Origin of the sequence: Streptomyces sp. NRRL WC-3605 (genome assembly GCF_001509795.1) — a bacterium.
In the GTDB taxonomy this organism is placed as follows: domain Bacteria; phylum Actinomycetota; class Actinomycetes; order Streptomycetales; family Streptomycetaceae; genus Streptomyces; species Streptomyces viridochromogenes.
In genome coordinates, this window is sequence record NZ_LLZN01000037.1 from 74,107 (window position 1) to 99,113 (window position 25,007).

29 protein-coding genes are annotated in these 25,007 nt (G+C 69.0%); 18 read left to right on the plus strand and 11 right to left on the minus strand.

The genetic code is table 11. The features are described 5' to 3' along the window. Positions 1-5 precede the first annotated feature (5 nt). Genes ADL34_RS06505 through ADL34_RS06520 form a run of 4 tightly spaced genes read left to right on the plus strand, consistent with a single transcriptional unit; the run spans position 6 to position 2,638 of the window. Positions 6-425, plus strand: a complete 420-nt coding sequence (locus tag ADL34_RS06505; protein WP_062668329.1) for a roadblock/LC7 domain-containing protein — start codon at positions 6-8, stop codon at positions 423-425. Next, positions 422-778, plus strand: a complete 357-nt coding sequence (locus ADL34_RS06510; RefSeq protein WP_062668365.1) for a DUF742 domain-containing protein — start codon at positions 422-424, stop codon at positions 776-778. Before ADL34_RS06505 ends, ADL34_RS06510 begins: the two co-directional genes overlap by 4 nt. Continuing rightward, positions 759-1,376, plus strand: coding sequence for a GTP-binding protein (locus ADL34_RS06515; RefSeq protein WP_062668330.1), 618 nt, complete (start codon positions 759-761; stop codon positions 1,374-1,376). Before ADL34_RS06510 ends, ADL34_RS06515 begins: the two co-directional genes overlap by 20 nt. Beyond that, on the plus strand, positions 1,373-2,638 hold the full coding sequence (locus ADL34_RS06520) for a cytochrome P450 (protein ID WP_062668331.1): 1,266 nt from the start codon (positions 1,373-1,375) through the stop codon (positions 2,636-2,638). The genes ADL34_RS06515 and ADL34_RS06520 overlap by 4 nt, the downstream gene beginning before the upstream one ends. A gap of 133 nt (positions 2,639-2,771) precedes the next feature. Here the strand turns inward: ADL34_RS06520 and ADL34_RS06525 are convergent, their stop codons facing one another. Further along, positions 2,772-3,998, minus strand: coding sequence for a cytochrome P450 (locus ADL34_RS06525; RefSeq protein ID WP_062668332.1), 1,227 nt, complete (start codon positions 3,996-3,998; stop codon positions 2,772-2,774). Between the two features lie 566 nt (positions 3,999-4,564). Here ADL34_RS06525 and ADL34_RS36985 point away from each other — a divergent pair. Further along, the gene (locus ADL34_RS36985) at positions 4,565-4,696 is read left to right on the plus strand and encodes a hypothetical protein (RefSeq protein ID WP_267891482.1); all 132 of its coding nucleotides are present in this window, start codon (positions 4,565-4,567) and stop codon (positions 4,694-4,696) included. A 151-nt stretch (positions 4,697-4,847) separates the two neighbouring features. Here ADL34_RS36985 and ADL34_RS06530 read toward each other — a convergent pair whose 3' ends face one another. Then, on the minus strand, positions 4,848-5,639 hold the full coding sequence (locus tag ADL34_RS06530) for a GNAT family N-acetyltransferase (RefSeq protein WP_062668333.1): 792 nt from the start codon (positions 5,637-5,639) through the stop codon (positions 4,848-4,850). A gap of 291 nt (positions 5,640-5,930) precedes the next feature. After that, positions 5,931-6,773, minus strand: coding sequence for a GNAT family N-acetyltransferase (locus ADL34_RS06535; protein WP_062668334.1), 843 nt, complete (start codon positions 6,771-6,773; stop codon positions 5,931-5,933). Positions 6,774-7,210: 437 nt separating this feature from the next. On the opposite strand from ADL34_RS06535, the gene ADL34_RS06540 reads away from it, so the two are divergent. Then, complete coding sequence (locus tag ADL34_RS06540) at positions 7,211-7,576, plus strand: DUF1330 domain-containing protein (protein ID WP_062668335.1); 366 nt, start codon at positions 7,211-7,213, stop codon at positions 7,574-7,576. A gap of 326 nt (positions 7,577-7,902) precedes the next feature. Here the strand turns inward: ADL34_RS06540 and ADL34_RS06545 are convergent, their stop codons facing one another. The 4 genes from ADL34_RS06545 to ADL34_RS34605 all read right to left on the minus strand — a co-directional run bounded on the left by ADL34_RS06545 (position 7,903) and on the right by ADL34_RS34605 (position 11,517). Further along, positions 7,903-8,475, minus strand: coding sequence for a TetR/AcrR family transcriptional regulator (locus tag ADL34_RS06545; protein ID WP_062668336.1), 573 nt, complete (start codon positions 8,473-8,475; stop codon positions 7,903-7,905). 799 nt (positions 8,476-9,274) lie between these two features. After that, the gene (locus ADL34_RS06550) at positions 9,275-10,684 is read right to left on the minus strand and encodes an FAD-binding oxidoreductase (protein WP_062668337.1); all 1,410 of its coding nucleotides are present in this window, start codon (positions 10,682-10,684) and stop codon (positions 9,275-9,277) included. A 142-nt stretch (positions 10,685-10,826) separates the two neighbouring features. Continuing rightward, positions 10,827-10,982, minus strand: a complete 156-nt coding sequence (locus tag ADL34_RS36030) for a hypothetical protein (protein ID WP_159038897.1) — start codon at positions 10,980-10,982, stop codon at positions 10,827-10,829. A 187-nt stretch (positions 10,983-11,169) separates the two neighbouring features. Further along, complete coding sequence (locus ADL34_RS34605; RefSeq protein WP_267891485.1) at positions 11,170-11,517, minus strand: SDR family oxidoreductase; 348 nt, start codon at positions 11,515-11,517, stop codon at positions 11,170-11,172. A 162-nt stretch (positions 11,518-11,679) separates the two neighbouring features. Here ADL34_RS34605 and ADL34_RS36990 point away from each other — a divergent pair, with 162 nt between their 5' ends. Further along, positions 11,680-11,814, plus strand: a complete 135-nt coding sequence (locus ADL34_RS36990) for a hypothetical protein (RefSeq protein WP_267891483.1) — start codon at positions 11,680-11,682, stop codon at positions 11,812-11,814. 363 nt (positions 11,815-12,177) lie between these two features. On the opposite strand, the gene ADL34_RS06555 is transcribed toward ADL34_RS36990, so the two are convergent. The 3 genes from ADL34_RS06555 to ADL34_RS06565 all read right to left on the minus strand — a co-directional run bounded on the left by ADL34_RS06555 (position 12,178) and on the right by ADL34_RS06565 (position 13,793). After that, a complete protein-coding gene (locus ADL34_RS06555; protein ID WP_062668338.1) occupies positions 12,178-12,696 on the minus strand; it encodes a cupin domain-containing protein in 519 nt (172 codons plus the stop codon). 262 nt (positions 12,697-12,958) lie between these two features. Next, positions 12,959-13,321, minus strand: coding sequence for a hypothetical protein (locus tag ADL34_RS06560; protein ID WP_062668339.1), 363 nt, complete (start codon positions 13,319-13,321; stop codon positions 12,959-12,961). A gap of 64 nt (positions 13,322-13,385) precedes the next feature. After that, positions 13,386-13,793, minus strand: coding sequence for a hypothetical protein (locus ADL34_RS06565; RefSeq protein WP_234374955.1), 408 nt, complete (start codon positions 13,791-13,793; stop codon positions 13,386-13,388). Between the two features lie 297 nt (positions 13,794-14,090). On the opposite strand from ADL34_RS06565, the gene ADL34_RS06570 reads away from it, so the two are divergent. From ADL34_RS06570 to ADL34_RS06595, 6 genes are all read left to right on the plus strand, one after another. Further along, complete coding sequence (locus ADL34_RS06570; protein ID WP_062668340.1) at positions 14,091-15,011, plus strand: universal stress protein; 921 nt, start codon at positions 14,091-14,093, stop codon at positions 15,009-15,011. 259 nt (positions 15,012-15,270) lie between these two features. Beyond that, the gene (locus ADL34_RS06575) at positions 15,271-15,897 is read left to right on the plus strand and encodes a DoxX family membrane protein (RefSeq protein WP_199835528.1); all 627 of its coding nucleotides are present in this window, start codon (positions 15,271-15,273) and stop codon (positions 15,895-15,897) included. 113 nt (positions 15,898-16,010) lie between these two features. Beyond that, positions 16,011-16,916 (plus strand): universal stress protein, encoded by a 906-nt coding sequence (locus ADL34_RS06580; protein WP_062668342.1) that lies wholly within the window; start codon positions 16,011-16,013, stop codon positions 16,914-16,916. Between the two features lie 41 nt (positions 16,917-16,957). Beyond that, positions 16,958-17,980, plus strand: a complete 1,023-nt coding sequence (gene adhP, locus ADL34_RS06585; protein ID WP_062668343.1) for an alcohol dehydrogenase AdhP — start codon at positions 16,958-16,960, stop codon at positions 17,978-17,980. 5 nt (positions 17,981-17,985) lie between these two features. Beyond that, positions 17,986-18,849, plus strand: a complete 864-nt coding sequence (locus ADL34_RS06590) for a universal stress protein (protein WP_062668344.1) — start codon at positions 17,986-17,988, stop codon at positions 18,847-18,849. Positions 18,850-19,204: 355 nt separating this feature from the next. After that, positions 19,205-19,513 carry a hypothetical protein gene (locus ADL34_RS06595; RefSeq protein WP_159038898.1) on the plus strand — a complete coding sequence of 103 codons (309 nt, stop codon included), beginning with the start codon at positions 19,205-19,207 and terminating at the stop codon, positions 19,511-19,513. A gap of 666 nt (positions 19,514-20,179) precedes the next feature. Here ADL34_RS06595 and ADL34_RS06600 read toward each other — a convergent pair. After that, positions 20,180-21,031 (minus strand): LysR substrate-binding domain-containing protein, encoded by an 852-nt coding sequence (locus tag ADL34_RS06600; protein ID WP_234374956.1) that lies wholly within the window; start codon positions 21,029-21,031, stop codon positions 20,180-20,182. A gap of 80 nt (positions 21,032-21,111) precedes the next feature. On the opposite strand from ADL34_RS06600, the gene ADL34_RS06605 reads away from it, so the two are divergent. The 5 genes from ADL34_RS06605 (at position 21,112) to ADL34_RS36995 (ending at position 24,973) form a co-directional block, all read left to right on the plus strand. Next, positions 21,112-21,606, plus strand: a complete 495-nt coding sequence (locus ADL34_RS06605) for a cupin domain-containing protein (RefSeq protein ID WP_062668347.1) — start codon at positions 21,112-21,114, stop codon at positions 21,604-21,606. Between the two features lie 45 nt (positions 21,607-21,651). Continuing rightward, complete coding sequence (locus ADL34_RS06610; RefSeq protein WP_062668348.1) at positions 21,652-22,011, plus strand: DoxX family protein; 360 nt, start codon at positions 21,652-21,654, stop codon at positions 22,009-22,011. A gap of 578 nt (positions 22,012-22,589) precedes the next feature. After that, positions 22,590-23,585 (plus strand): ArsR/SmtB family transcription factor, encoded by a 996-nt coding sequence (locus ADL34_RS06615; protein ID WP_062668349.1) that lies wholly within the window; start codon positions 22,590-22,592, stop codon positions 23,583-23,585. 81 nt (positions 23,586-23,666) lie between these two features. Then, on the plus strand, positions 23,667-24,173 hold the full coding sequence (locus ADL34_RS06620) for a hypothetical protein (protein WP_062668350.1): 507 nt from the start codon (positions 23,667-23,669) through the stop codon (positions 24,171-24,173). Between the two features lie 665 nt (positions 24,174-24,838). Beyond that, positions 24,839-24,973, plus strand: a complete 135-nt coding sequence (locus ADL34_RS36995; RefSeq protein WP_267891484.1) for a hypothetical protein — start codon at positions 24,839-24,841, stop codon at positions 24,971-24,973. Positions 24,974-25,007 lie beyond the last annotated feature (34 nt).

Consider the following 25,007-nt stretch of genomic DNA (forward strand, 5'->3'; position numbering starts at 1 on the left):
CCACCATGGAGACCACTGACACCAGCCTGAGCTGGCTCCTGACGAACCTCATGGAGCGCACGCCGGGCACGCGCCACGCCCTCGTCCTGTCCCGTGACGGACTGAAGCTGTGCTGGACGGAGCACATGACGCTCGACCAGGCCGACCAACTGGCCGCCATCTGTTCCGGAATCCAGGCGCTGTCCCAGGGCGCCTCAGTGGAGTTCGGCGACGGAACGGGCGGCGTGCGGCACGCCATGACCGAGTTCCACGGTGGCCTGCTGTTCATCGTGGAGGCCGGTGACGGCGCCCACCTGGCGGTCATCGCCGACGAGAGCGCCGACCCGGGCGTGGTGGGCCACCAGATGACCGAACTGGTCCAGCAGATCGGCGACCACCTGCGGGCCGAGCCCCGCACTCCCGCCACCAGGGGTGCGACCACGTGATCCGCAAACCCGTGGACGTCGGTGATCCCGACCGGCTCTACATGGTCACGGGTGGGCGCAGCGAGGCCGACGACTTCTTCGACCTGGTGACGCTGGTCGTCAGCGAGAGCGAGCCCGCCTCCGGGATGCAGTCCGAACACGTCCGCATCCTGGAGATGTGCCGGCATCCCACGGCCGTGGTCGAGATCTCGGCCGAGCTGGCGCTGCCCGTCACCGTGGTGCGGATCCTGCTCGGCGACCTGCACGACATGGGCAAGGTCAGCGCCCGCCATCCCCGCGCCGCCGCATCCGTCGCCGGCCTCCCCGAAACCGCCCTGCTCCAGGAGGTCCTCCATGGGCTCCGTAACCTCTGAGCTGCCTTCTCAGCGCACGCCGCTGGCCGATGCCGCCGAGACCGGCCTGAAGATCGTCGTCGTAGGCGGTTTCGGTGTCGGAAAGACCACCATGGTGCGCTCGGTGAGCGAGATCCGGCCCCTGAACACCGAGGAGGTGATGACGCAGGCCGGGTACGGCATCGACGAGACCAAAGGCGTGGAGAACAAGAACACCACCACCGTGGCCTTCGACTTCGGGCGCATCAGTCTCAGTCAGCGCATGGTGTTGTACCTGTTCGGCGCCCCCGGCCAGGAGCGCTTCTGGTTCCTGTGGGACCGCCTGTTCTCCGGCACGCTGGGCGCCGTGGTGCTGGTCGACACCCGCCGCATGGAGGACTCCTGGTACGCGATAGACCGGCTCGAGCACCACGGCACGCCGTTCGTGGTGGCCGTCAACCGCTTCGACGGCGACGACGCCCGCTTCTCGCTCGAAGAGATCCGCCAAGCGCTCGCCCTGGGCGAGCACGTACCGATGGTCGACTGCGACGCCCGGCTCAGATCGTCCTGCAAAGAGGTCCTCATCACCCTGGTGAACCACCTGTACGCGCTGGCACTGTCCCAGGAGAGCACAGCATGAGCGACACCGACGGCTCCGCTCCCGGGGCCACTCCTCCGCCCGGCTGTCCGGCCCACTCCTCGGCCGTGCACCTGGGCGGCCTGGAGTACCAGCAGACGCCCGCCCAGTTGTACCGCGCCCTGCGGCGCGAACACGGTGCCGTCGCGCCGGTGCTGCTCGACAACGACATCCCCGCCTGGCTCGTGCTCGGCTATCCCGAGGTCACCTTCGTCACGAGCCACGACGAACTGTTCGCCCGGGACTCCAGGCGCTGGAACCAGTGGCCGAACATCCCGCCGGACTGGCCCCTGATGCCCTTCGTCGGCTACCAGCCCTCCGTCCTGTTCACCGAGGGTGCCGAACACCAGCGCCGCGCCGGGGTGATCACCCAGGCACTGGAGGGTGTCGACCAGTTCGAACTGGCCCGCGAATGCCAGCTGATCGCCGAGCAGCTCATCGCCGGCTTCTCCGGCAGGGGCCACGCCGAGCTGATGGGCACGTACGCCCACGCGCTGCCGGCGCGCGCCGTGCTGTGGATGTGCGGTATGACGCAGGGCAGCGCGGACACCGAGCAACTCGTCGAGGACCTTCGCATCTCACTCGACGCCGGTGAGGGCGAGGACCCCGTGGCCGCCTACGGGCGTGTCGGTGCGCGCATCATGCAGCTGGTGAAGGAGAAGCGGGACCGGCCCGGCCCCGACGTCACCTCGCGGATGCTGCTGGATCCGGCCGGGCTCACCGACGAGGAGATCGTCCAGGACCTGATCTCCGTCATCGCCGCCGCGCAGCAGCCCACTGCCAACTGGATCTGCAACACCCTGCGTCTGCTGCTCACCGACGAGCGCTTCGCGGTCAACGTCTCCGGCGGCCGGGTCAGCGTCGGCGACGCCCTCAACGAGGTGCTGTGGCTGGACACACCCACCCAGAACTTCATCGGCCGCTGGGCCGTGCGTGACACCCAGCTGGGGGGCCGGCTCATCCGCGAGGGCGACTGCCTCGTGCTGGGCCTCGCCGCCGCCAACACCGACCCGCAGATCTGGCCGGACTCCCATGTCGGTGCGGAGAACTCCGCCCACCTGTCCTTCAGCAACGGCGAACACCGCTGCCCCTACCCAGCCCCCCTCCTGGCGGACGTGATGGCGCGGACGGCCGTCGAGACGCTCATGGAGCATCTGCCCGACCTTGTGCTGAGTGTCGAGCCGGAGGAGCTGGCCTGGCGCCCGTCCATCTGGATGCGCGGACTGAAGTCCCTGCCCGTGGAGTTCACCCCGGCCGCACACTAGGCAGGCCGCTCACCCGTCCGGTCCGGCCGCCGCTCCGGTGCCTGCGAGATCGCGGGCACCGGAAGTCCCCGGCGTACGGCGGCCCTGGCGGCGGGCACCGCAGCCCTGGGAACGAGGCGCCGGCCGGGTGGAATCAGGTGGTGACCGGCGTGAAGCGCACCGGCAGCGACTGCGGGCCACGGGTGAAGACGCCTTGCTCCACCGGGTCGAACCCGTCGGCGAGCCGCAGATCGGGCATGGCGTCCAGCAGCTGGTCGACCCCGATCTCCACCTCGGCCTTGGCCAGCAGGGCGCCGACACAGAAGTGCCGGCCGAGTGCGAAGGCGAGATGGTCGGCGGCGGCGGAGAACGCCGAGGTCGTGCTGAGGTCGTCGCGGAAGATGTCGAAACGGTCGGGCTCGCGGTAGCGTCGCTCGTCCCGGTTGGCGGCACCGATCAGGCAGGTCACCGTGGCCCCGGCCGGGATGGTCCCGCCGCTGACCTCGACGTCCACGGCCGACTGGCGCATGATCATGTGGACCGGCGGGGTGTAGCGAAGCGTCTCGGCGAACGCCGACGGAATCAGGCTCCGGTCCTCCCTGACCGCTGCCAGCTGCTCGGGATGCGCCAGCAGGTTGGCCAGGATGCTGGCGATCGCCTTGTCCGTGGTCTCGCCTCCGGCGGCGAGCAGCAGACTGCAGAACGCCTTGATGTCCTCGTCGCTCATCCGGACACCGTCCACCTCGGCGGCGCACAGCGCCGACAGCAGGTCGTCGCCCGGCTTCTCGCGCCGCTCCTGGATGATCGGGATCATGTACTCGGCGAACTCGACCCGGGTCCGTTCCCCCGCGGCCGTTACCTCCGGGTCGCCCGAGAGGTTGCCGAGGAAGGCGATCACGGCCGTGTACCACCCGTGGAAGCGGGCGTGGTCGGCCTTGTCCAGCCCGAGCATGTCGGCGATGACGTTGACCGGAAATCGAGTTGCGTAGTCGCTGACGATGTCGGCGGACCCGGAGTCGCGGAAGGCGTCTATGAGTTCGCGGGAGTTGCGCTCGATGACCGGCAGGAACTTCTCCTGGAGGTCGCTGCCCCGGAAGGCGGGGGCCACGAGGGCCCGGCGCACCGCGTGCTCACGCCCGCTCATCTGCAGGATCGTCTTGCCGTGTACCGGCTCCAGCTGCCAGTTGTAGTTGTCCGTGGTGAACTCGGACTTCTTGTCCTTGAAGACGCGCTCGACGTCGTCGTAGCGGGAGAGGATGTAGCTCTGGGTCGCCTCGTGCCAGATCAAGGGCTCCTTCTCCCGCATCACCGCGTAGGCGGGGTAGGGATCCGCCGCGAACGCGGGGGAGAGGATGTCGAGAGGCTGCGGGGCAGCGGACACGGGACTCCTTGAGGTAGACGCTTGTGCTCCCGGGTCACACTATTGATCTTTCAATGTCTCAAACAGTCGAGCCTTGGCCGAAGTTGATGGAGCGTGTGGCTGTTCTCGGCCCAGGGAGAGCTCGTCTGAAGGCCGGGAGTGGACCACCACGGCCCCGAGGCCGTCCTCTGCCGCGTGGACGAAGACGCTGCCGTCGTCGGCGACGACTGCCGAACGGTGCGGCACGACCCGTGGTCCGCGGACACGCGGCTCCCCGTCGTCCGGGCATCGCGCCACCGGGGCCGTCGTGAGTCCGCGCACCGCCGCCGAACCCCCGGCCGAGACCAGGGGGCGGCCCTCTCCGCCACCGCTTCCATACCGACCGGGGGGGCGTCGGTCTCCCAGGCGGCAGTCGTCCTCGAGGGACGGCCGGAGCGAAGAGTGCGCGGGCCGCCACCACCGCCGACGTGCGGAGGGTCGAGCAGGCGATCCAGCGCGCCGGCGAAACGGCCCGCGGTCACCGGCACCGCCATCAGCGTCGAACAGCTCGATCTGTGCCCGCCCACGGAGGTGACCGACCTCTCGGCATGCTGGTTCCCGTCGGTGCAGCCGACCACACCCTTCAGGAAGGGCTCGACCTCACCAGCGTCCCCCAGCGCGTCGCCCTGCTGGCCCCTCCCGTGGCGAAGCTCGGCGACGCCACCGACACACCGCCCTGACCAGCCTCACCGGCGCCTCGCGGTGGGTGCCTGGGACTTCGCCGCATGCGTCCGCCCGCTTGCGGACACCTCCTGGGTTCGGAGGCTGGTGCCGTGAGTCTCGTCGATGACGCCCGTGCTGTCGGTCTCACGGATACCGAAGGGATGGCGATCAGGTCCCGATCAACGACGTCCACGTTTCGGCCGTGCGGAACCCGAGGCTCTCGAAGAGACCTGCTGCCTCATCGGTGGCGTGGAGGTAGGCCGTGTGTGCGCCAGAGGCCCTGCCGTCCTGCAGAATCCTTTCGACCATGACTCGGGCGTGTCCCCTTCTCCGGTGCTGCGGTGTCGTGGCGACGTTGATGACACCGAGGTGGCCATCTACCACGACCCCCAGGCCCGCGGCTACGGCGACCCCGTCCACCTCGGCCATGTAGGCGGTGATCCCCTGCGCGTCCAGAACAGCCGGCGTGTACAGACTGGAGATGATCACCGCAGGCGCGCCGAACCCTGCGGCCAGCACCTCGGCGAAGCCGCTGTACTCGTCACCGCTCAGAGCACGTACCCGCACCGGGCCGGTCTTTGGCGGGAGCGCCGAGGCGTCCTGCAGAGGCAGCACCATGAAGGGCTGCTCGGACCTGCCGGTGAGCCCGTACTCGGTTGCCGTGCGGGTCATCGCCTCGTCCGGGCCGCCGCGCAAGCGGATACTCCAGGGAAAGCCGCCGCGGCCTGCCTCCGCTGCCGCCACGGCGGCCAGTTCTGCGATCTCCTCCGCGTCGGGCTTCTTCAGCGTGCTCATCACGACGTTGAGAGCGGGTATCTGCGAGCGGGTGAGGGCGAGGAGAGTGCCCTGGGAGCCGCTGCGCCCGGTGGCGCCGGGCACGACGCTCACCAGCCGCTCCATGGCCGACCCGAAAGCGTACGCTGCCGCATCGGCCTGGGAAGCGAGAGACGTGTGATCCATGTGAACTCCACTGTCGAGGTGCTGTGCTGCCGGCGGGATGCCGGACGTGGGAGAAGAGCGATGGTGAGCGATGAGTGCGCCTGAGGTCGGATCCTGGGTTCAGGATGTCCGCGATCATGCGCGGAACTGGTGGGCCATGACGGCTGTTCTCCCCGGGAGAATCGCCGACGAGGGTGACGTCCCTGCCGGTGCCGTCCGTGCGAGGCGACGGAAGTCGACTGCCGGCGCCTCGCGGGCTCTGGCGGCGTGGTGCCCAACTTGTGCGGCACGGCGGTTCATTGGTGCTTTCCGTCAGGCCACCACGATTCGATAGTCGGAGACGGGCCGGTACCCGATGCGCCTGTACATACTGTTGCTCGTCGGGTTGGCGAGGTCGGTGAAGAGAAGTACGTGTTCCGCACCGGCGTCGCGAGCTGCCCGGGAGACGGCTGTGGTGACAGCGGCTCCGTAGCCCCGGCCCCGGTGTTCGGGGAGCGTGTAGACGGGGGTGATGCGAGCCGTGCCGGCTAGGACCGACGTCATGGCCGCCATGGCCACTGGTTCGTCCCCGACCGTCCACAACCGCCAGCCATCCCGGCTCATCCGCTCGTCGATGAATGCGTCGAGATCCACTCCGAGTGAGCCGGCCTCCGCGACGAAGCGGGTGCACCAAGCGTGGAGAAGAGCCCGGTCGGCGTCGGTCACCGGCCGCGGCGCCCCGGGCGGTACGACGCCAGGGCACTCAAGACGTCCAAGACGATGGAGGCGAAGCTGCGGTCCGCTGCTCGGCGCGGAGCCGGTGGCCGTCCGCCACGCTTCGGAGAAGGTGCGAGCCGATGAGTCGTCGGCCAGGAGGTGTGTGAACGGCTCAGACCGAGCGGACAGGAACACGGCCAGGTGTGTTGCCGCCGCCTGGTTGAGGCGGCTCGCGGTCAGCAGGTGCGGTGGCATCCACACGAACGCGGCTGTCGTCGCCGCCTCATCCGGCTCCCGCCACCAGCCCAGCACCGAGGCCGGGGGTTCACCCTGAGCCCGCAACTGCTCGATCGTCCCCAGTCCGGACAGCAGCATGGTGTGCAGGTCGGGACGTGCGGCGAGAAATTTCCCCGCCTCGACGCGAAACACTTCTGGCTTGTCCGTAATGAACCAGGTCACGAGAGTACGTCTCCTGCGAGGGTTGGCCGTCGATGCCGGTGTGGGGTCGGTGGTAGTCGTGCCCGTTGCAGATGCTCGGGGTCGAGCCACGCTGCAGGCGCCGGCGACGGCAGGGTCATTCGGACCTCGTGAGGCAGGTGGCGCGTTGCGCATGATGTGCGGGCCCATCATGTCGGCCGTCACCGCAGAGTGTCCACGTGATAGATGTCACTGACAATCTAAGCTGTCGGCCGTGTCGGGAGGCCATGCGGGCGCCTGGGTGGATGCCGGCCTGGAGCGGGACAGGTCATGACCGTCCCCGCCTCGCAGGCGTCGAGGGGTCCTCTGAGATCTGCCGTCTCCTGAGTTGCGGGACTTGTCACTCCGGAGTTAGATGATACTGGTAATCTAACGCCGCTGCGCGCCAAGCACGCGTGGCCTCCTCAAAGGAACCTTCCATGAGCGCCTACCTGATCAACCATCTCCGCATCCCTGGCGACATCCCGAACGAGCAGGGACTTTCGTACCTGGAGCAGGTCGAGGCCACGGTCCAGCCGTTCGGCGGCAAGTGGCTGGCGAACGGCGCCCCCGACGTGATCGAGGGCGCGTGGCCGGGCCTGGTCGTGCTGATGGAGTTCCCCGACCGTGCCGCGGCGGAGGCCTGGTACCGCTCGCCCGAGTATCAGGCGATCCTGCCGCTGCGTGTGCGCAACGCGATCTCGGACCTCGTCCTGATCGACAGCCTGCCCCCGGGGTACACCGTGAAGGGGTTCGCCCAGGAGGTGCGCGCCGCGGTCGCGGGGGCGGCCGGCACCTCTGAGTAACGTCGTCATCCCGGCCGCCGTCCAGGTGAGCGGCCGGGGACGTGAGGCGTAACGGCCGTTGTCCTTCCGGGCCGCCCGAGGGAGGGCGGTTGCCTCTACGTCATCGAACGCACGACGTCGTATGCGTGCGGCATGCACAGTCTGGCGGCGGCACTGCGGCCGGTGCACCACCTGAGCGGCTCATCACCAAAGAGGCGTGGTTGGCCGGGGACGCAGCGCCGCCGGCGTAGTGGGCCACGGCCTTGGCGGCGGCGCATGGCGCCCTTGATGGCCATGCCCCTGACCCTCGTGTACGGCACCGAGGGTTCGGCCGGCGGCTTGGGGCCTCAGCCGTCCGCCGACTCAGTACTGTCGGCAGCCCTCGTCGCCGCGGCATGTGAAGCCCGCAGGATCTGTTCCGACAAAGGCGTGCCCGCGGTGGCGCGGGCAAGGATTATGCCGCCGACGAGCGTGGCGTAAGCGGCCAGGCCGGCGTCACCGGGCGCAATCCACTCCGCGAGTTCCTGGACGCCCTTGGCGTAGGTCTCCCTGTGTTTGGGCTCTCGCGCGACATCGCCGGCGAACCCGGCCGCGGGGCAACCGGTACCAGGGTTGTCGCGATGCTCGACCGAGAAGTAGGACTCGAGCAGCGACTGCCACGCCGCCTCATGCTCCCCGGCCTCCTGGTCCAAAGCCAGGAGGTCTCGCAGATTGTCGGCGAACGCCTTGGCGGCCGCTTCGTCGACCAGCGCGGCTTTGGAGGCGAACTGCTTGTAGAAGCCGCCCTGGGTGAGTCCGATGGACTTCATCACGTCCGCGATGCCTACATTCGCCACCCCGTCTTCACGGAACAGCCGCGCGGCCGCGGCCACCACGCGCTCCCGGTTGGCACGCGCTTCTGCTTGCGAGACGCGGCTCATCCAACACCCTCCGTGACGTCGAGAAGTCATCCACTGCACTCTAAAGATTACGCCCACCGTCTATCGGTCGACGCAGTCGACGGCCTCCCGCACTGCCGACAGGCGCACGCCCGGTGGCAGCCCGCAGGCCGGTGGTGGATCGGGCCGGCACTACGACCATCCGCGGCACCGGCGAGAACAGGCAAAGCCGTCTCGTTGAAGATGGTCGCTGTCCCGCCGCATGGAAGATGGTGAACGCAATCTGGCGTGTGGTGCGCCATGATCGCATGCGCCTCCTCCGGCACGGGCGGAGTCGGCGGGTTGGTGACCACCGGCGAGGCCGCGTCCCTGTGGTGCACCTGCTCGGCGACCGCCGCGAAGGGCCCAGGCCCTGGGGCGCCGGTCAGGGGAGGATGACATCAGGCCCCACAGGCCCGAATCGGCTTGGTAGCCGCTCAAGTGCGGGGTCGGCACACTGTTCTCGCATCACGCGCCGCGTGGCTGGGCGGACCGCTCACCAAGGCGGCGATCCGCATCGGCGGGCAACAGCGGCCTGCGCTGCTGACGTCGCACGCCACGTCCACCCGGCCCATGTCCGAGGAGCGGTCGAAGGCCGCCGCCGACGCGCAGGTGGGCGTGCGGTTGCGGCTTCCTGGCAGGCAGATAAAGGGGCGTCTGTGCGCTGCGACCGGCATGGGCGGGGAGACGGCACCGGCCGCAGCGCCTTGAACGGGCCCGTCCGGAGACCTGTGGACTGTGGACCGGGCGAGCGAGTCTGACCCCTGGCGCCGGCACGGCACTGCCCGGTGGCCGAATGCCGTCAGCCGGGCGGAATGTTGTGGTTCACCCGGAACATGTTGGTCGGGTCGTACGCCTTCTTCGCGGCGGTCAGACGCCGGTAGCGCTCAGCGCCGTAGACCTCTCTCAACCGCTCGCTGTCGGTTGCCTCCTCGGTGGACAGGAAGTTGACCATCCGGCGCCTGTCTGCCCAGGGCTCCATCGCGTTCATCACCTCTTCGAGTTCGGCGCTCAGGAACTCGCCCCGCTCGGAGGTGCCCACGCCGAAGCCGAAGAGGACGAAGGGAAGCCCTCGGCTGGACACGGCGTTGGGGACCTCGGGCTCACGGTCGAGCGCACCGCCGAGCATGCGAATCTCGACACTCGCCAGAGGGGAGTCCGACCCGGGGCCGAGCAGTTCGATCAACCTGTCGGCCGCTTCGGCGGGAAACGCGCGCAACAGCGTCGTGCGATCGTAATAGGGCATCGGCGTCGGCGGGTCCATGTGGACGGCGCCCACGGCGGTGCAGGGCGTCTCCTCCACGGTGTCGATGAGCGCCGGGGCGGCCGCGCGAACAGGTGCGATCAGCCGTTCCCCTTCGACCGAAGGGCCGAGATAGGCGAAGCGCACATGCACCACGAAGGCCCCCCGGAGGGGCTCCGGCAATGCGGGCAGCGGAGGGAGCCGTTGCACGGCGACCGAGGAGGACATCTCCTCCGGCATGTCTGCTTGCCAGATGCGCCAGGTGTGGAGCACCTCGGCGAGTCGTTCGCCGGGGAAGTAGATGCCGCCGCCGTAGAAACTGGTCACCGGGAACAGGTCGAACTCCAGCGCGGTGACGACGCCGAAATTGCCCTTTCCTCCGAGCAGGCACCAGAAGAGTTCGGGATCGTTGTCCGGCGTGACATGCCGCAACTCGCCGTCAGCGGTCACCACCTCCAGTGAGCGGACATGGTCCGCCGCGTATCCCTGGCTCCGGCCGAAGACCGGGCTGAGTCCACCTCCGAGGGTGTAGCCGGTGACGCCCACCAGCGGAGCCGAGCCGCTCATCGGGGCCAGGCCGACCTTGGCGGCCTGGTCCATGACCTCCTGCCAGATCACTCCGGCCTCGACCCTCGCGCGTCTGCGGCCTGCGTCGACGGCGATGCCCTTCATCCGCCGGGTGCTGATCAACACGCCGCCCCGGGCAGGACGGACCTGTTGATGCCCCGTGGTCTTCACCGATACAGGCCGCCCCTGGCGGGCCGCGAAGCGGACGGCCGCCTGTACGTCGGCCGCGTCGTCGGCACCGACCACGAGGGCCGGCTCCAAGGGGACATTGAGGTTGTAGGTCCGGCACTCGGCGTCGTACCCCTCGTCGCCGGGCAGCAGAACAGGACCGCTCGCCAGCGATGCGAGTTCGGCCGCTTCGGCGGGCGAAACGCGTGGCAGCAGCAGATCGTCAAAGGTCATGGGTCCCTCGTCACTTGGCGCCAGGCTGAGCAGGCAGCTCCCCGCTGGTTCATCGCGACCTTGCGAACCGAGCCCACACGGGGCGAGCAAGAAGCCACATCCCTGGCGGGCGGACAACGGACACTTACATTACACCTATAATCTAACGTGTCTGCTGCGAGATGCCGGTGCTGGCGGGAACTACGGTGCTGGGATGAGTGATCTTGATGTCGCGGCGCGTCGCGCCCTGCCCGTCGTGTCCGTCGGTCTGCCGCATCACATCGCCGCTCGGCGGATCGAACTCGCGGCGGGCGGCCATGGGCGCCAACGAGGTGTCCCGACCGCCGGAGGCGCGGACCTAGACAGGTCGTGGCGGGTGAAGGGCAAAAGCAGGTGGAACGCCGCGCCCAGCCGGGAAGGGCGGGGCTCGGCTCTCCTGCTGTGGACCGACCGGGCTGTCCATCCGCTGTGCGCCAAGGCGTGAGTAACAGGGTGCTTGTCGTGAGTCAATCGTGACCCGGGCAGGCCGCGCGTGCCCACGATCTGGCTCGAGACGGCAGTGGCTCGGCTGGAGTCCCGAGCCGAGCCACTGCCGCTCGAGCGGAAGCGATGTCCTCCGGACTGGCGGGCGGACCCGCGGGGGCCTGGGTGGCGAGAGCTCTCAGATCCTCGCCCATTCCGGCGGTTCCCTCGGTCCGTTCGGAGCGACCCTGACGGCATTGACCCGGACGCCCTGCGGGGCCATACTCGGCTGCCCACGATTTCGTCAGCAGGTTCACGGCGGCCTTGCTCGGTCCGTACAGACCCATGCCCGCCATGCCGAAGTCGGCGACCATCGTGCTGACATTGACGATGGAGCCGCGGCCGCGTCAGCTTCGTATCGGGAATCCACGGTGGCGCGTTCGGGGCCGACATCGTGCTCCAAGTCCACCTCTCCGCAGCCGGCGAAGCAGGCCGGGGCGAGGCGTCCCGAACTGCTTCTGACCGGGCCGGCACTGACCGGTCAAGCGCGCCTGGTGACCGTGATACTTCCGGCCGGCTGGAGCCCTGAGCAGTTGCGGCACATCATCACCGACCGGACACTGCCGAACCAGGTGCGCACTTCGATCGGCGCGGTCATCGCTGCCCGGCTGCGCCCGGCCCACGGGTGAGCATAATTTCTGGCAATAGTGCTCATGGTGAGAAGTGAAGCGCCGCGAGGGCCTGTGAGGTCCACGGGGGTGGGGACCGTCTGGACCCAACGGATGGATGCCAGTCGACGGCCAGGTCTGTCCCTGGGCCAGGCGCCTGGCCCAGGCGCCACGAAGCCACACGGTGGCCCGAGACCCCTTCCGGCACAAGTCGTTCCATGGCCGACACAGGCCGTTTCCGGCGTCTTCAAGATGTCGTGGCACTTGGCGTGGATCTATAGGCTGCACTCGAGATGAGTGCGGAAGCAGCAGGGCTGGGACCTGTTGGAGCAGATGGTGCAGATCCCGTCGCGGTGGCGATGATGTGGATGACCTTCGATCCCCTCACGCTCCCGGCGGCGGCGTCAGCCCGAACCGCGCGATGACGTCCGGCAGCCAGTCAGGCTGACCGAATTCGAGCCCATATTTGGACGCGAGTGCGGGGATGGCGTCCGGGGAGGGGGGCGGGCCGTCGGCGAGCATCTCGGCGATCTCGCGGAAGCAGTTCTCGAAGCCGGCCGGGCTGATGATCTCGATCATGCGGGCAGGGACCGAGCCGGCGTTCCACATGGCGTGCAGTTCGCCGCGAGGTTTGGTGATGTAGCCGCCGGGGCCCAGCACGGCTTCGCGGTCGCCTGAGCGGAAGCCGATCTCGCCTTCGGTGACGATCGAGTACTCGTCCTCGCGGGTGTGCAGGTGGGGCGGCACCAGCGCACCGATCGGGAACGGGTGCTCGACGACCGACAAGGCGCCGTTGGTATCGGCACCCCGGAGCTTGAAGACCACACCAATGGAACCGAGGAAGCCCTCGGTGCCCTCGCCTGGGCGGACGACCGTGAGCGGAGGTACCAGTTCCTCGGTCATGGCGATCACTCCTCTGATCGTTTCGAGAAACACTGGTGTCCTACTAAAAGTGTCCACCTCGGACTTCCTGGGGCGCATCTCGGCGACCTCGATGATGAACGCCTCGTCGCCTCGCGAGTGACTGCCGACAGGACACTGATCCGGCGGTACGCCTCGGCCGCGGTGATGGGTCCCTGCAGCTACTGAACTTGAACCCGTGATGTCGGTCGTCTCGTGGTGACGGCGTCAGGGTCCGAGACCGCCAGCTGCTACCGGCTCGGGTTCAGGACGATGGCTGTAGCCAGCGCCGCGCTGCGGTGAGATTCACCTCGACGTCATCGCTCCAAGAACAGACCTCAAGCCATGAGAGGTAGCCGCCTCGCGCGAAGACCAGGACCTCGCCAGGGCACTCGCCGGTTTCGGTGAACAGCTGCACGTCGGCAGCCACGACGGTGCCGGGGCCCGTTGGCGCGGGCTCCACCGCGTCGGCGTCAAGGTCGAAGTAGGCAGTGCCGCAACCGCACTCACAGCGGGATTGCACCCTGAGTCGGGGCACCTGCCGTCGGAGGGCGACGTGAACGGCCTCGTCCGGGTTCAGGACGAGGCCAAGCACGTCGGCTACGTCCTCGGGCAGGCTGCCAGTCATGCCGCCACGTTAGCTGACCAGCAGCTTTGGGCTTCGATCAATTTCGGGTCGGCCGACCCCATGCTCACAGCTCCAGGGCCAGGTCGGTGCCGGCGAGGCAGCCGTCGATGGCCTCCGGTCGGCTCTGCGGCATCGACCTGGAACCCAGGTCGTCGGAAGCCACATAGGTGCCGCTGAACGGCAGCGCATCCGAGGGCACAGAACCCGTCGAGCACCGGAGCTGTCCTGCCTGCCTGTCGTGCCACATGTAGAACGTCGCCACCTCAGAGAAGCGCAGATCGCGAATGCGTTCTCGGATATCCGCAGCGGTCCGCTCGAAGGCGGCCACCGCCTCGGCGACGGACAGCGAACTCCTGTCCTCGTCAGTCGCATCCAGCGACCGGGTGTTGGTCTCCCACTCCACGCGCCGGTTCGCCGGCTCCAGTACCAGAGGCCCGTCCGCCACTTCAGCGATCCACGTCAACAGCACCACGGCAGTATCCCTGCACAGCTCAACCCGACGGCAAAGGGATCGAGGTCTCAGACTGCGGCCGCCCGGTTCGTGGAACGGACCAGTGGCCTGGCCGCGATCGGAGCGCTCGACGCCGCGTACGCCGTCGCCCACGGAACTTCGGCTCGTACGACCCGAACTCGCCATCGGATGACAAGCAGCAGGCGGCGAGCCGGAGAGTCGGAATGCGGGACGGTCGGCTCGTGGCCAAGGACCAGTGGCCCCTGCTGTCGACGCCTGGCGGGATCAAGACTCACAGCAGCCTGAAGGAGGACTTCCATGACCCGCACCATCACCGTCGGACTGGACGGCTCGCCGGCGAGCCTGGCTGCCGCGGACTGGGCCGCGCACGAGGCACAGTTCAGGAACCTGCCTCTGAGGCTCGTGACCGCGTGGGAGTGGCAGGCCCCAGCCTTCGCACCGGCGACCGGACTCGGCGTGCCGGTGCCGCCGAGCGAGCTCCAGCGGGCATCGGCACAGCACCTACTGGCCCAAGCGCGCTCCCGCGTCGGCGAAGCCCGCCCCGGGCTGCGGATCGACACGGACGAGATCCCCGGTCTGCCCGTCGCGGCTCTGCTGAAGGCCGCTGAGGAGGCCGAACTGCTCGTACTGGGCTCCCGGGGACTGAGCAAGACGGCGGGATACCTGCTCGGCTCCGTCTCCCAGGCGGTTCTGTCCTCGTGCGAGCGGCCGGTCGTCATCGTCCGTGCTGCCGAGCACGGCGAGGAGGAGGCACTGCCGGCGACCTCGGAACGCGAGGCCGCCGCCGTCTCCGGCCACCGTGACGTCGTCCTGGGCCTGGATCTGCACAAGCCCAATGACGCGGTGATCGATTTCGCGTTCGACGCGGCTTCACGGCGCGCAGCCCGCCTGCGGATCATTCACGGCTGGACGCTGCCGCCCTACTACTACGGCGGCGAGCTGATGCCCGACATGAACGACGACATGGTCAAGCAGGTACGGAGCGAACTGTCCGACGTCCTGCGACCGTGGCAGGACAGGTACCCCGCCGTTGAGATCCACGCGCAGGCAACGATCGGTGGCGCCGGGCGCCACCTGGTCGACGCCTCCTACGACGCCGCCCTGGTGGTGGTGGGCAGGCAGACCCGCCGGGCGGCGGTCGGCGCTCATATCGGTCCGGTGACCCAGGCGCTGCTGCACCATGCCGTCGCTCCAGTGGCGGTGATCCCGCACGACTGACCGAGAAGGACTGCTCAGGACAGGGAACGCCACCAAAAGGCATCCCCTGTTCGATCGACAGCCCGCCTGTACGCGAAGGGTGAGACACCGCCGCGTACAGGCGGGCTGTTCCATCGCCGGTGGTGGCCGAAGGTCCCTGTGGATTGGGGCTGTTGAGTCCCTGGGGTGTGGACCTTCGGCGTCGGGTGCGTGGTGGTGGAGTCCGGGAGGGTGAGTGGTGTCAGGAACCAGCCGGGTCTTCTTTGAAGGAGTCACTGTCATGGCCGTGCACCAGTCCACGCACCGTGGTTCGGGTTTCCATCTGCTGTCCCTCCGCCGTAACGGCGTGGATTCCGCGTCGGGGGCGGCGAGTTCACAGGCCGGCGTGCTCACTGCGCGGGCTTACGTCTTCGCTTCGGCGCGGGTGCTGATGGGGTTCGTGTTCCTGTGGGCGTTCCTGGACAAGACGTTCGGGTTCGGCTACGCGACCGTGTCCGGGAAGGGCTGGGTCGAGGGGGGTTCGCCGACGGAGGGGTTCCTGGGGCATGTGGCCGTCGGTCCGATGGAGTCGACGTTCCACTCGTGGGCCGGGGCGGCGTGGGCGGACTGGCTGTTCATGCTGGGTCTGTTGGGGATCGGGTTGGCGTTGACGGTGGGCGTGGCGCTGCGTCTGGCCGCTGTGGCGGGCAGCGTGATGATGGCGTTGATGTGGGTGGCGGAGTGGCCGCCGGCGAAGCACTTGTCGGACGGGTCGGCGAGCATGTCGACGAACCCGTTCGCCGACTACCACCTGGTGTACGCGGTGGTGCTGATCGCGTTGGCCGTGGCATCGGCCGGTGACGCGCTCGGCCTGGGCCGACTGTGGGCCAGGCTCCCGATCATCCGCGACTACACATGGCTGCGCTGAACACCACTGGCGGTAGGGACCGCCGGCCCCATTCCGGGACCACAGGCCCCTGCCCCCCGGGAACGCCCGAAGAGACGCTGAGAACAGAACCAATGACACAGGAGGTGTCCGGAATGGCCCGCACGATCACCGTAGGACTCGACGGCTCGGCCGAAAGCCGGGCAGCCGCAGAGTGGGCGGCCCGCGAGGCCGCGCTGCGCCAAGTGCCGGTACGGTTGCTTCACGTGTGGCAGCCGGTCCCGGAGCCGCTGGCCCAGGCACCGCTCCTCGGCGCCGAGACGCATCAGCACTGGACCGAGCGGATCCCCCGGGACGCCGCCGAGGGGCTGAGGCTGCGGCACCCCGGTGTCGAGGTGATCACCGAGCAGCGGGCCGGGGCTCCGGCGGAGGTGCTGCTTGAAGCCTCTCGGGACGCGGAACTGCTGGTGCTGGGCTCGCGTGCCCTGAGCGGCCTCACCGGCTTCCTGATCGGGTCCGTCGGCCAGTCGGTGGTCGCACGTGCCGAGGTGCCGGTTGTTCTCGTCCGGGCCGGCGAACAGGCCGCCGACGAACACGTCAAGGACCCCGCCGGCATACCGTCCTCCGCCACCGGCTTCCGGCCCGTGGTCCTGGGCCTCGACATCGAGAACCCCGACGACACGGTCATCACCTTCGCGTTCGAGGAGGCTCGCCGCCGAAGGGCCGTGCTGACCGTCGTCACCGGCTGGAACCTGCCGCCCTACTACGTCTACAGCCTGGCCGTCGGCGTCGACCCCCGCGAGGAGATGATCCGCGAGCAGGCCGCCGCCCTCACAGAAGCGCTGCTCCCGTGGCGGGAGAAGTACCCGGACGTCGAGGTGACCGAACAGTCCCGACTGGGCAGCCCCGCCAACCACCTCGTCGACGCGGCCCACGAGGCGTCCCTCGTCGTCGTCGGCCGCCGCGTCCGCCGCAACCCGTTCGGCGTGCACATCGGCGCCGTCGCCCACGCGGTCATGCACCACGCCACCACCCCCGTCGCCGTCGTCGCGCACGCCTGACGCGGCACACCGAGGACAAGCGGAGAAGAAGGAGCAGCACCATGAAGGCAGCGGTCGTCCGGAAGTTCGGCGAGCCCCTGGTCATCGAGGACAGGCCCGATCCGGAACCCGGCCCGGGGCAGGTGCTCGTGGCCGTCGAGGCGTCCGGGCTGTGCCACACCGACATCCACGCCGCGCACGGCGACTGGCCGGTCAAGCCCACCCCGCCGTTCGTCCCCGGGCACGAGGGCGTCGGCCTGGTCGAGAAGCTGGGCGACGGCGTCACCCACCTCGCCGTCGGACAACGAGTCGCCGTGCCCTGGCTCGGCAAGGCATGCGGGCGGTGCGAGCACTGCCGGTCCGGCTGGGAGACCCTGTGTGAGAGCCAGATCAACACCGGGTACGGCTGCGACGGCGGTTACGCCGAAAAGATGCTGGCCTGGGCCGACTTCGCGCAACCGGTGCCCGAGGGCGTCAGCGCCCTCGACGCCGCCCCGCTCACCTGCGCGGGCGTCACCACCTACAAGGCCCTGAAGGTCGCCGGGGTCGGGCCCGCCCAGCTCGTCGCCATCTCGGGTGTGGGCGGACTCGGGCACCTCGCGGTGCAGTACGCGAAGATCGCCGGTGCACGGGTCGCCGCGATCGACGTGACCGACGACAAGCTGCAACTGGCCCGGGAACTCGGCGCGGACATCGTCATCGACGCCCGCACCCAGGACGTCGGCGCCGAGCTGAAGCGACACGGCGGCGCGCACGCCGCGCTCGCCCTCGCGGTGAACCCGGCCGCCTTCCAGGCCGTCAACTCCGGTCTGCGGCGCGGCGGGAAACTCGTCATGGTCGCCCTGCCGGCGCACGGCACCCTCCAGGTCCCGATCTTCGACACCGTCCTCAATGGAACTTCGGTCATCGGCTCCATCGTCGGCACCCGCCAGGACCTCGCCGAGGTCTTCCAACTGCACGCCGAGGGCCGCACGAAGGTCATCAGGGAGCCCCGGCCGCTCGCCGCCGTCAACGAGTGCACCGACGAGGTCCTCAGCGGACAGGTGAAGGCCCGGATCGTGTTCGACCTCAACGCGGGAGGCTGAGAACGATGTCCCTGCCCATGGTCGTCGGCGTCGACGGCTCCGAGGCGAGCCTGCGGGCCGTCGACTGGGCGGCCGACGAGGCCGCGCTGCACGGAGCACCCCTGCGGATCGTCCACGCCTACCATTGGGACCGCTACGAGGGAGCCTCCCTCGCCCAAGAGCTCGGCGGGCCGTCCGGTCACGTCACCTCCGACGACATCCTCGTCGTCGCCACCCGCCGCGCCCGCCGTCACAACCCGGACCTCGCCGTCACCACCGAAGCGGTGGCCGAAGAACCGGAGTACGTCCTCCTGCGCGAGGCGCACCACGCCTCCGCCGTGATCGTGGGTACCCGCGGGCGCGGCGAGCTCGCCGACCTCCTGCTCGGTTCCGTGAGCCTGGCCGTGGCCACCACGGCGGACTGTCCCGTCATCGTGATCCGCGGGAACCACGACAACCGGGCCGCTCACGGCAGGCGCGGCCGCCTGGTCGTCGGCGTGGCCGACGCACCCACCGGGGCGGTGGTCTTCGCCTACGAGGAGGCCCGGCGGCGCGGCGCCGCCCTGGACGCGGTACGGGCATGGCGATGCCCCACCCACGACACTGTCGACCACCCGCTGCTCGCCGGCACGCCCGAGCGAGTGCACGAGGAACGGGCGGCCAAGGAACTGGAGGCCGCGCTCGCCGACGCTCCGGCAGACGTACGCCTGCACCGCCACACGGTCGAGGGACCCGCCCGCCGAGTGCTGCTGACCGCCTCGCACGAGGCGGACCTGCTGGTCGTCGGCCGACGGCGTCCCGGGCAGTTCGGGCACCGCCTCGGCCGGGTCGCGCACACGCTCCTGCACCACTCCGCCTGTCCGGTCGCGGTCGTACCCGACACGGCGTGACCACCCGGTCTCCCGCCGCCCGGGACGGCCGGCGGGAGACCAGGGCCGACCGGCCCCGCGGGCACCCCCGGCCGGTCCCTGGGCCGCGACCGACGCTCGACAGGGCGAAGAAGCCGAGCGGCTCGAAGCAGAACCGCCCTGAAGGACGACATGCCACCCCGCCCCGCGGTCCACGCACACTTCACGTACGGCACCACCGTCCGTATCCGCGCCGTCGAGCCCGGGGGCCGCGACCAACTGGATGGGCTCTACGCGGAGATGTCGCCGGACAACGCCTGCTGCCTCTCGTCTGCGGTACCGACCAACTCGTCGACCAGCAGATGACATCGATTGAGGTGGGTGCGATGCTGTGGCCATGATCACGATCGCTGGCTCTTCGGCCGCAGATACATCCGACCCGATAGGGGTCCTGATCCTCTTCGCAGTCCTCGGCGTTGCGGCTGTCTGTCTCGGAGGGAGGTGGGCGTTCAATCTGCGCGGTGCTGTTGAGTCGACGCTGGCGCGAAGACGGGCTGCTCTGGAGGTGAGGGGTCGGCGCATGGGTGACCTGAGCCTGGCAGACACCGAAAGTCTCAGTCCCTTCTTCTTCAGGTTTCTCGGCAGCGTCATTGCTGCGGCGGGACTCGCCATGGTGGGTTTGAGTCTGATCCTCGCGACCCGCTGAGTCACCTGTGAGGTTGTCCGGATGAGAGTGGTCTCTCGAGTAGGGGATCGGTCGTGGACTCGGGTGCTGGCAGGCATGCCCTGGTGAACGCGGTCGCCCTGAAGCCCACGATCCAGCCGTGACTTGGTCTCGCTGAGTTCGCATCATGCCCCTCAGGGGTGGTCCGGGATGAGTGCCTCCAGCGCTCGGGCGAGGACGAGTCCTGGAAGAGGATCCGCGAAGACGCCTGCGCGCTGACCGCGCCGTAGGGATGCGACGGCTTCGGCGCGGGCCCGGTGCCAGGATGGTGCGGGTCTCGCCCTCGCAGCTCACCCTCCGCTTCCTGTGTCAGGTCGGCCGAAAGCGGATGTCGGCCGGGGAAGTGTCCGCAGAGGGTGCGCCGGGCGACGCCGGCCGCCTGCGCGATGCTGTCGAGGCTCGTGGCCGGACCCCCGGCGGGTTCTGCCGGGTGGTCGCGAGGATGCGTCGGCGGCCTCGACGAGCGGGATGTGATCCGTGATGAGGGGGCCAGGTCGAGGCGGCCGGCCGAGGTCGGCTGCACCAGCTCGGAGACGGACTCGGGGAAGCCGCCGTAGTGGCCGCGCACCTGCTTCTGCAGGTAGTTGAAGGTCAGGCCTTCGGTGATGGCCAGCGGTCGAGAGAACCGGCAGCGCGGGTTGCCGACGTTCAGTGGCGGTAGGCAACTGTCGCGGTCTTGATGAAGGACCGGATCAGAGGGTTGGTGTCACCCTTGTTCCACACCGCCACCACGCGGCTCGGCGCCATGTCGATCAGCGGTACGACCGCCAACTCCGCGGGCAGGTCGTGCCCGAGCGGGGCCAGGCCGACCGTGCCGTTCCACAGCACGGCGTGCAGACATTCCTGGACGGCGCGCACCACCGGCCCCTCGCGTGGCGTGCCGCCGTTCCAGTACGACTGCCAGAGGGGATCGGTGCCCTGCGGGAACTGGAACCAGCGGCGATGGCCCAGCTCGGCCAGCCGCAGCCGGTCGTGGCGAGCCAGCGGATCGTCGGCGCGCAGGACCACGCCGACCGGATCGCTTCGCAGCGTACGCACCGTCAGGGCGGTCTCGTCGAACGGCGCCCGGGTCAGGGCGACGTCGACCAGTCCGGCGCGCAGCCCGCACGTCGGGTCGGTCAGATCGGTGTCACGGACGCGGATGTCGATGCCGGGGTGGGTGCGGCGGTAGGCGGCGGCCAGCCTGGCCACTCCCGGGTCGGTGCCGTCGCCCAGGATGCCGACGGTGATGGCCGCGGCGCCGGCGGCCTCGCTCACGCGTGCACGGACGCGGTCGGCGTGCTCGAGCAGGGCCCGCGCCTCGTCGAGCAGCACCGTGCCCACCGCGGTGAGCGTGACGCCGGTGGGTGAGCGGGCGAGCAGCAGGGCCCCGGTATCGGCCTCCAACTGCTTGATCGCCCGGCTCAGCGGCGGCTGGCTCATGTGCAGGCGGGCGGCGGCCCGGCCGAAGTGGAGTTCCTCGGCGACGGCCACGAAATAGCGCAAGGTTCGCAGCTCCACACTGCAACGATACCCACGAGGTATCGGCGCTGCGGGACGGGTCTTGGACACGGCCGGGCCAGCGGCGGTGCACTGATGGCATGACCGAACAAGCAGCGGCTCACACGCCGCAGGCCGACCCCGCCCCATCGGTGGTGGGTCCCGACGACGGCGAGACGATCGTCCTGGGCACCACGCGCATGCGCGTCCTGGAGGACGGCAGCCACACCGGGCACCGCCTCGCGATCACCGAGTCCGTCCTCGCCCCGCACACCCAGGGACCGCCCCAGCACCGCCACGCCTGGCACGACGAGGGCTTCTACATCCTCTCCGGCACCGTGCGGTTCACCGTCGGCCACGACACCTACGACGCCGCCGCAGGCACGCTCGTGATGGTTCCGCCCGGTACTCCGCACACCTTCGCCAACCTGAGCGACCAGCCCGCCGTCATGCTCAGCACCTTCACCCCCGACCTGTACGTGCAGTACTTCCGAGACCTTCAGGAGGGCCTCGCCGGCGGCCAGCCGCCGACCTCTCGGTCCGGCATCGAGGCGATGAGCCGCTACGCGACCGAACCTGCCGCCGACCTCGCCTGAAGCAGTCGACGACTTGTGTGAACCACTGACCCATGAACGGGAGCCATGAACATCGCCTACTGGATCGTCGCGGGCCTGCTCGCCCTCTTCTACGGCTACGCGGGCACGCTGAAGGTGATCCACAGCCCCGATCAGCTCCGGCCGATGATGGCCTGGGTCGACCGCCTCCCCTTGCCCGCCCTCAGGGCACTGGGGACGGTCGAAATCCTCGGCGCGGCCGGCCTGATCCTGCCCCCGCTGACGGGCATCGCACCCGTGCTGGCGCCGGCCGCGGCCATCGGCCTCGTCCTCCTCCAGGCCGGTGCGATCGCCGTCCACCTGACCGGCGAAGACCGCCGGATCGCACTCAACGTCGGCCTTGCCACCACCGCGGCGGTGACCTTCTGGCTGGCCACCACACGGTGACGCAGTACAACGCTCGACCGGTGGAAGCACCCCCAGGGACAGCCGTCACACGGCCGCTGTCAGGCGTCTCCCGCCGTTGACTGGGCCCACACTTCCTCGACTGCACCCTGCGCACCGTAGGGCGGTGGGTAGCCACGGTGTCGGCCGAACCCGACTACTGGAAGGAACGGCCCGCACCACTCCTTTGCCTCCTGGTGCCCGTCGGGATCTGGCCGGCCAGTTGCGGGCGGCAGGAACCGAACATCCCTGGCACAGGCGGGAATTCTCTGCCGGCTGGGGCGGCTCTGGCGTGTTGGAGCACCGGCCGGGGATCGAGCTCGTAGCCAAATTGCCAGGGGGATGCCCGGAGTCGACGAGGGCGGTACCGACATCCGGTGCGCTTCGTGCGGCTGCGTGAAGACGTGACCGCGGCGGGCTGACCACGAAGGTCCATCTCGCCTGCGACGGCCAGGGCCTGCCCTGGGGTGCCGCATCATGCGGCGCGCGTCTGAATGCTGTCTTGTCCGCACCGGTGCGGTCGGTCACTGTCGTAATGATCGTTTCGTCCCGTCCGATGACCGACCACCATCGGAGACCTCATGCTGCGGGTCCACTTCACCGCTGACGACCTCACACGCGTACGCGTCGCGGCCGCCCCCGATCCCCTGTGGGAGATCACCAATAGTTTCCAACTGCTGATCAGCAAGGACGCGCCGCTGCTGTTCGGGCAGTGGCGTAAGCTCGTGCGGCCGCGCATGGGGCGGGCCCACAGCCTGCTGGCCGCTCTGCTGCCTCCCAGGGGATACTCTCCGGACTTCCTCACCCCTGATCTGCAAGGTTTCTTCGATCTGGCGAGCGCGGTCGAGACCGTACTCGGAACGCCCCGGTTTCGGTTGCGTCGCGATTTGGCTCTGCTTGCCGCCTCCACGCACCGATTACATCCGATGCCACCCTCGACTCGGGCGCTGGCAGAGGGCGAGCCCGCGGCGCTGCGCCGCCTGGGCGCTGCCCTGCAGGCTCAGCACCACAGCGCGCTCGCGCCGTTCTGGAACCAGATCTGGGCCCAGGTGGACGCCGACCGGGCGATACGGGCCCGGTCGGTGCTGGACGGGGGTACCGACGGTCTGCTGGAAGGGTTCCGTCCGGTTCTGCGCTGGCATCCGCCTATCCTGGAGGCCGACTACCCGGTCGAACGGAACGTGTACCTGAGTGGGCGAGGACTGCTGCTCCAGCCGTCCTTCTTCTGCCTGCGCCGACCCGTCACGGTCGCCGACGACACGCTCACGCCCGTCCTGGTGTACCCGATCGAGCACACGCTCGGCTGGGCCCTGCAGAGCACCGGCGCTGAGGGCGACGCATCCCTGGCCGCGCTCATCGGCCGGACCCGAGCCGCCATCCTGGAGAACGTTGTCATGGGAGCGACGACCGGTGAACTCGCCATGCGCCTGGGTGTCTCCGGCGCGGCGGTCAGCCAGCACACGGCTGTCCTGCGCCAGGCCGGCCTCCTGGTCAGTGTGCGCCGCGGCAGGTATGTCCTGCACACCGGTACTGCCACGGGCCTCGCCCTTCTCGACGGCGTACGGCCTTCCGTTTAAGGCACTGCTTCAGCGTGTGGCGCAGAAGGAGCCGGCAGGAACAGCCTCGGGGCACGCACCAACGACCAGGGGGTTCAACGAATGCGCACAGCGCGTGCCCAGCGTTCCGTCCTCGGCGTCCTCGGCGCCCTCATACTGGCTCTGGCGGCCGTGTTTGCCGCCGGACCCGCCCAGGCTGTGTCGCCCTCGTCCGGCGCCGTAGCCGACCAGGCTCTCCTCATCGCCCCACCCGCCCCGTCGGACGCCCAGGCGGGCGCGTCCCTCGCCGCCGCGTCACCGGGGATCTCGCCGGCGGTCAACACCCAGCATGTACCGGCGGGCGGCTCCTTCAGCTGCGGCGACGGCAACTTCTGCGCTGCAGTATGGGACCCGACCACGAGCGACTGGAAGATCTTCTTTCTTTTCGCCTGCCAGCGGTACTCCGTGTCGAACTGGCTCGGCGACGGTGCCTACTACAACCAGCAGACCGGCAACGCCACCGCAAGCATCTATGGTCAGAGCGGCAATCTCCTGGTCAGCGCCCCGGCTGACGGCGGCATCATCCACGACATCGACTGGGACGCCGTCTGGTCCATCCGAAACTGCTGACTGCTCTGCACATCTCGCCAGGGCATGGGGCGACCACCGCTCCGGACTCTCCTGCTCCTCTCACATCGATCCGGTTCTTGACAGGAGTGAGGCTCCTCCGAACTGGCGGCAATGACGGCGAGTTGGACAGACCTGCACAACGACGAAGCTCCTGGTGGACGGGTTCTCGACCAAGACCACCCAGGTTCGCCAAGAGCTTCGTGTGCTCGTCTGCCCGTCCTCGATCGACTTGTCCACCCGCACACTGAGCTTCTTCAGAACGGCCACGATCGGGTGACGGACGTATCTGCCAGGCTGCCGCAGCTCAGAAGCCGGGTCGACCGGTGAAAGCCACTCACCGCATGCTCTGGCCGCTGAAGAAGCTCTGCGATGCCTGGCCGGACGCCTGAAGATCAGGCATCGGGACATCGGGTCCCCGTGGCGACGGCTTCCCTGGCACGTATGGCCCTGCCAGAGCTCGCCCAATCGCGGTGCGGTGGCACCTACGCCCACCCCGCGGACGAGTTCGGCCGCGGAATCGCAGCGGTCTACCGCATACATGTGTGTGGCCGTCGAAGATTTTGGCCGCTCTCGCCTCGATCTTGACCGAAGCGATGAAGACCATCCGGACAAAGGCGCTTGTCATCTCCGATAGCTCAACCACCTCCGAAGATGGGTAATCCACCATGCACACCCCGCATCCACTGCATTCAACCGAAGCGGTCAAGGCCGACCTCACCTACGCCTCCACCGAGATCGGAAACAATCCTGAGGTGGCGATGGCGTGTGGCGGCATCCTCCAGCTCACGAACCGGCATTGAGCCATGGCCCGTTGGAGCAAGTGGCGTCTCATAG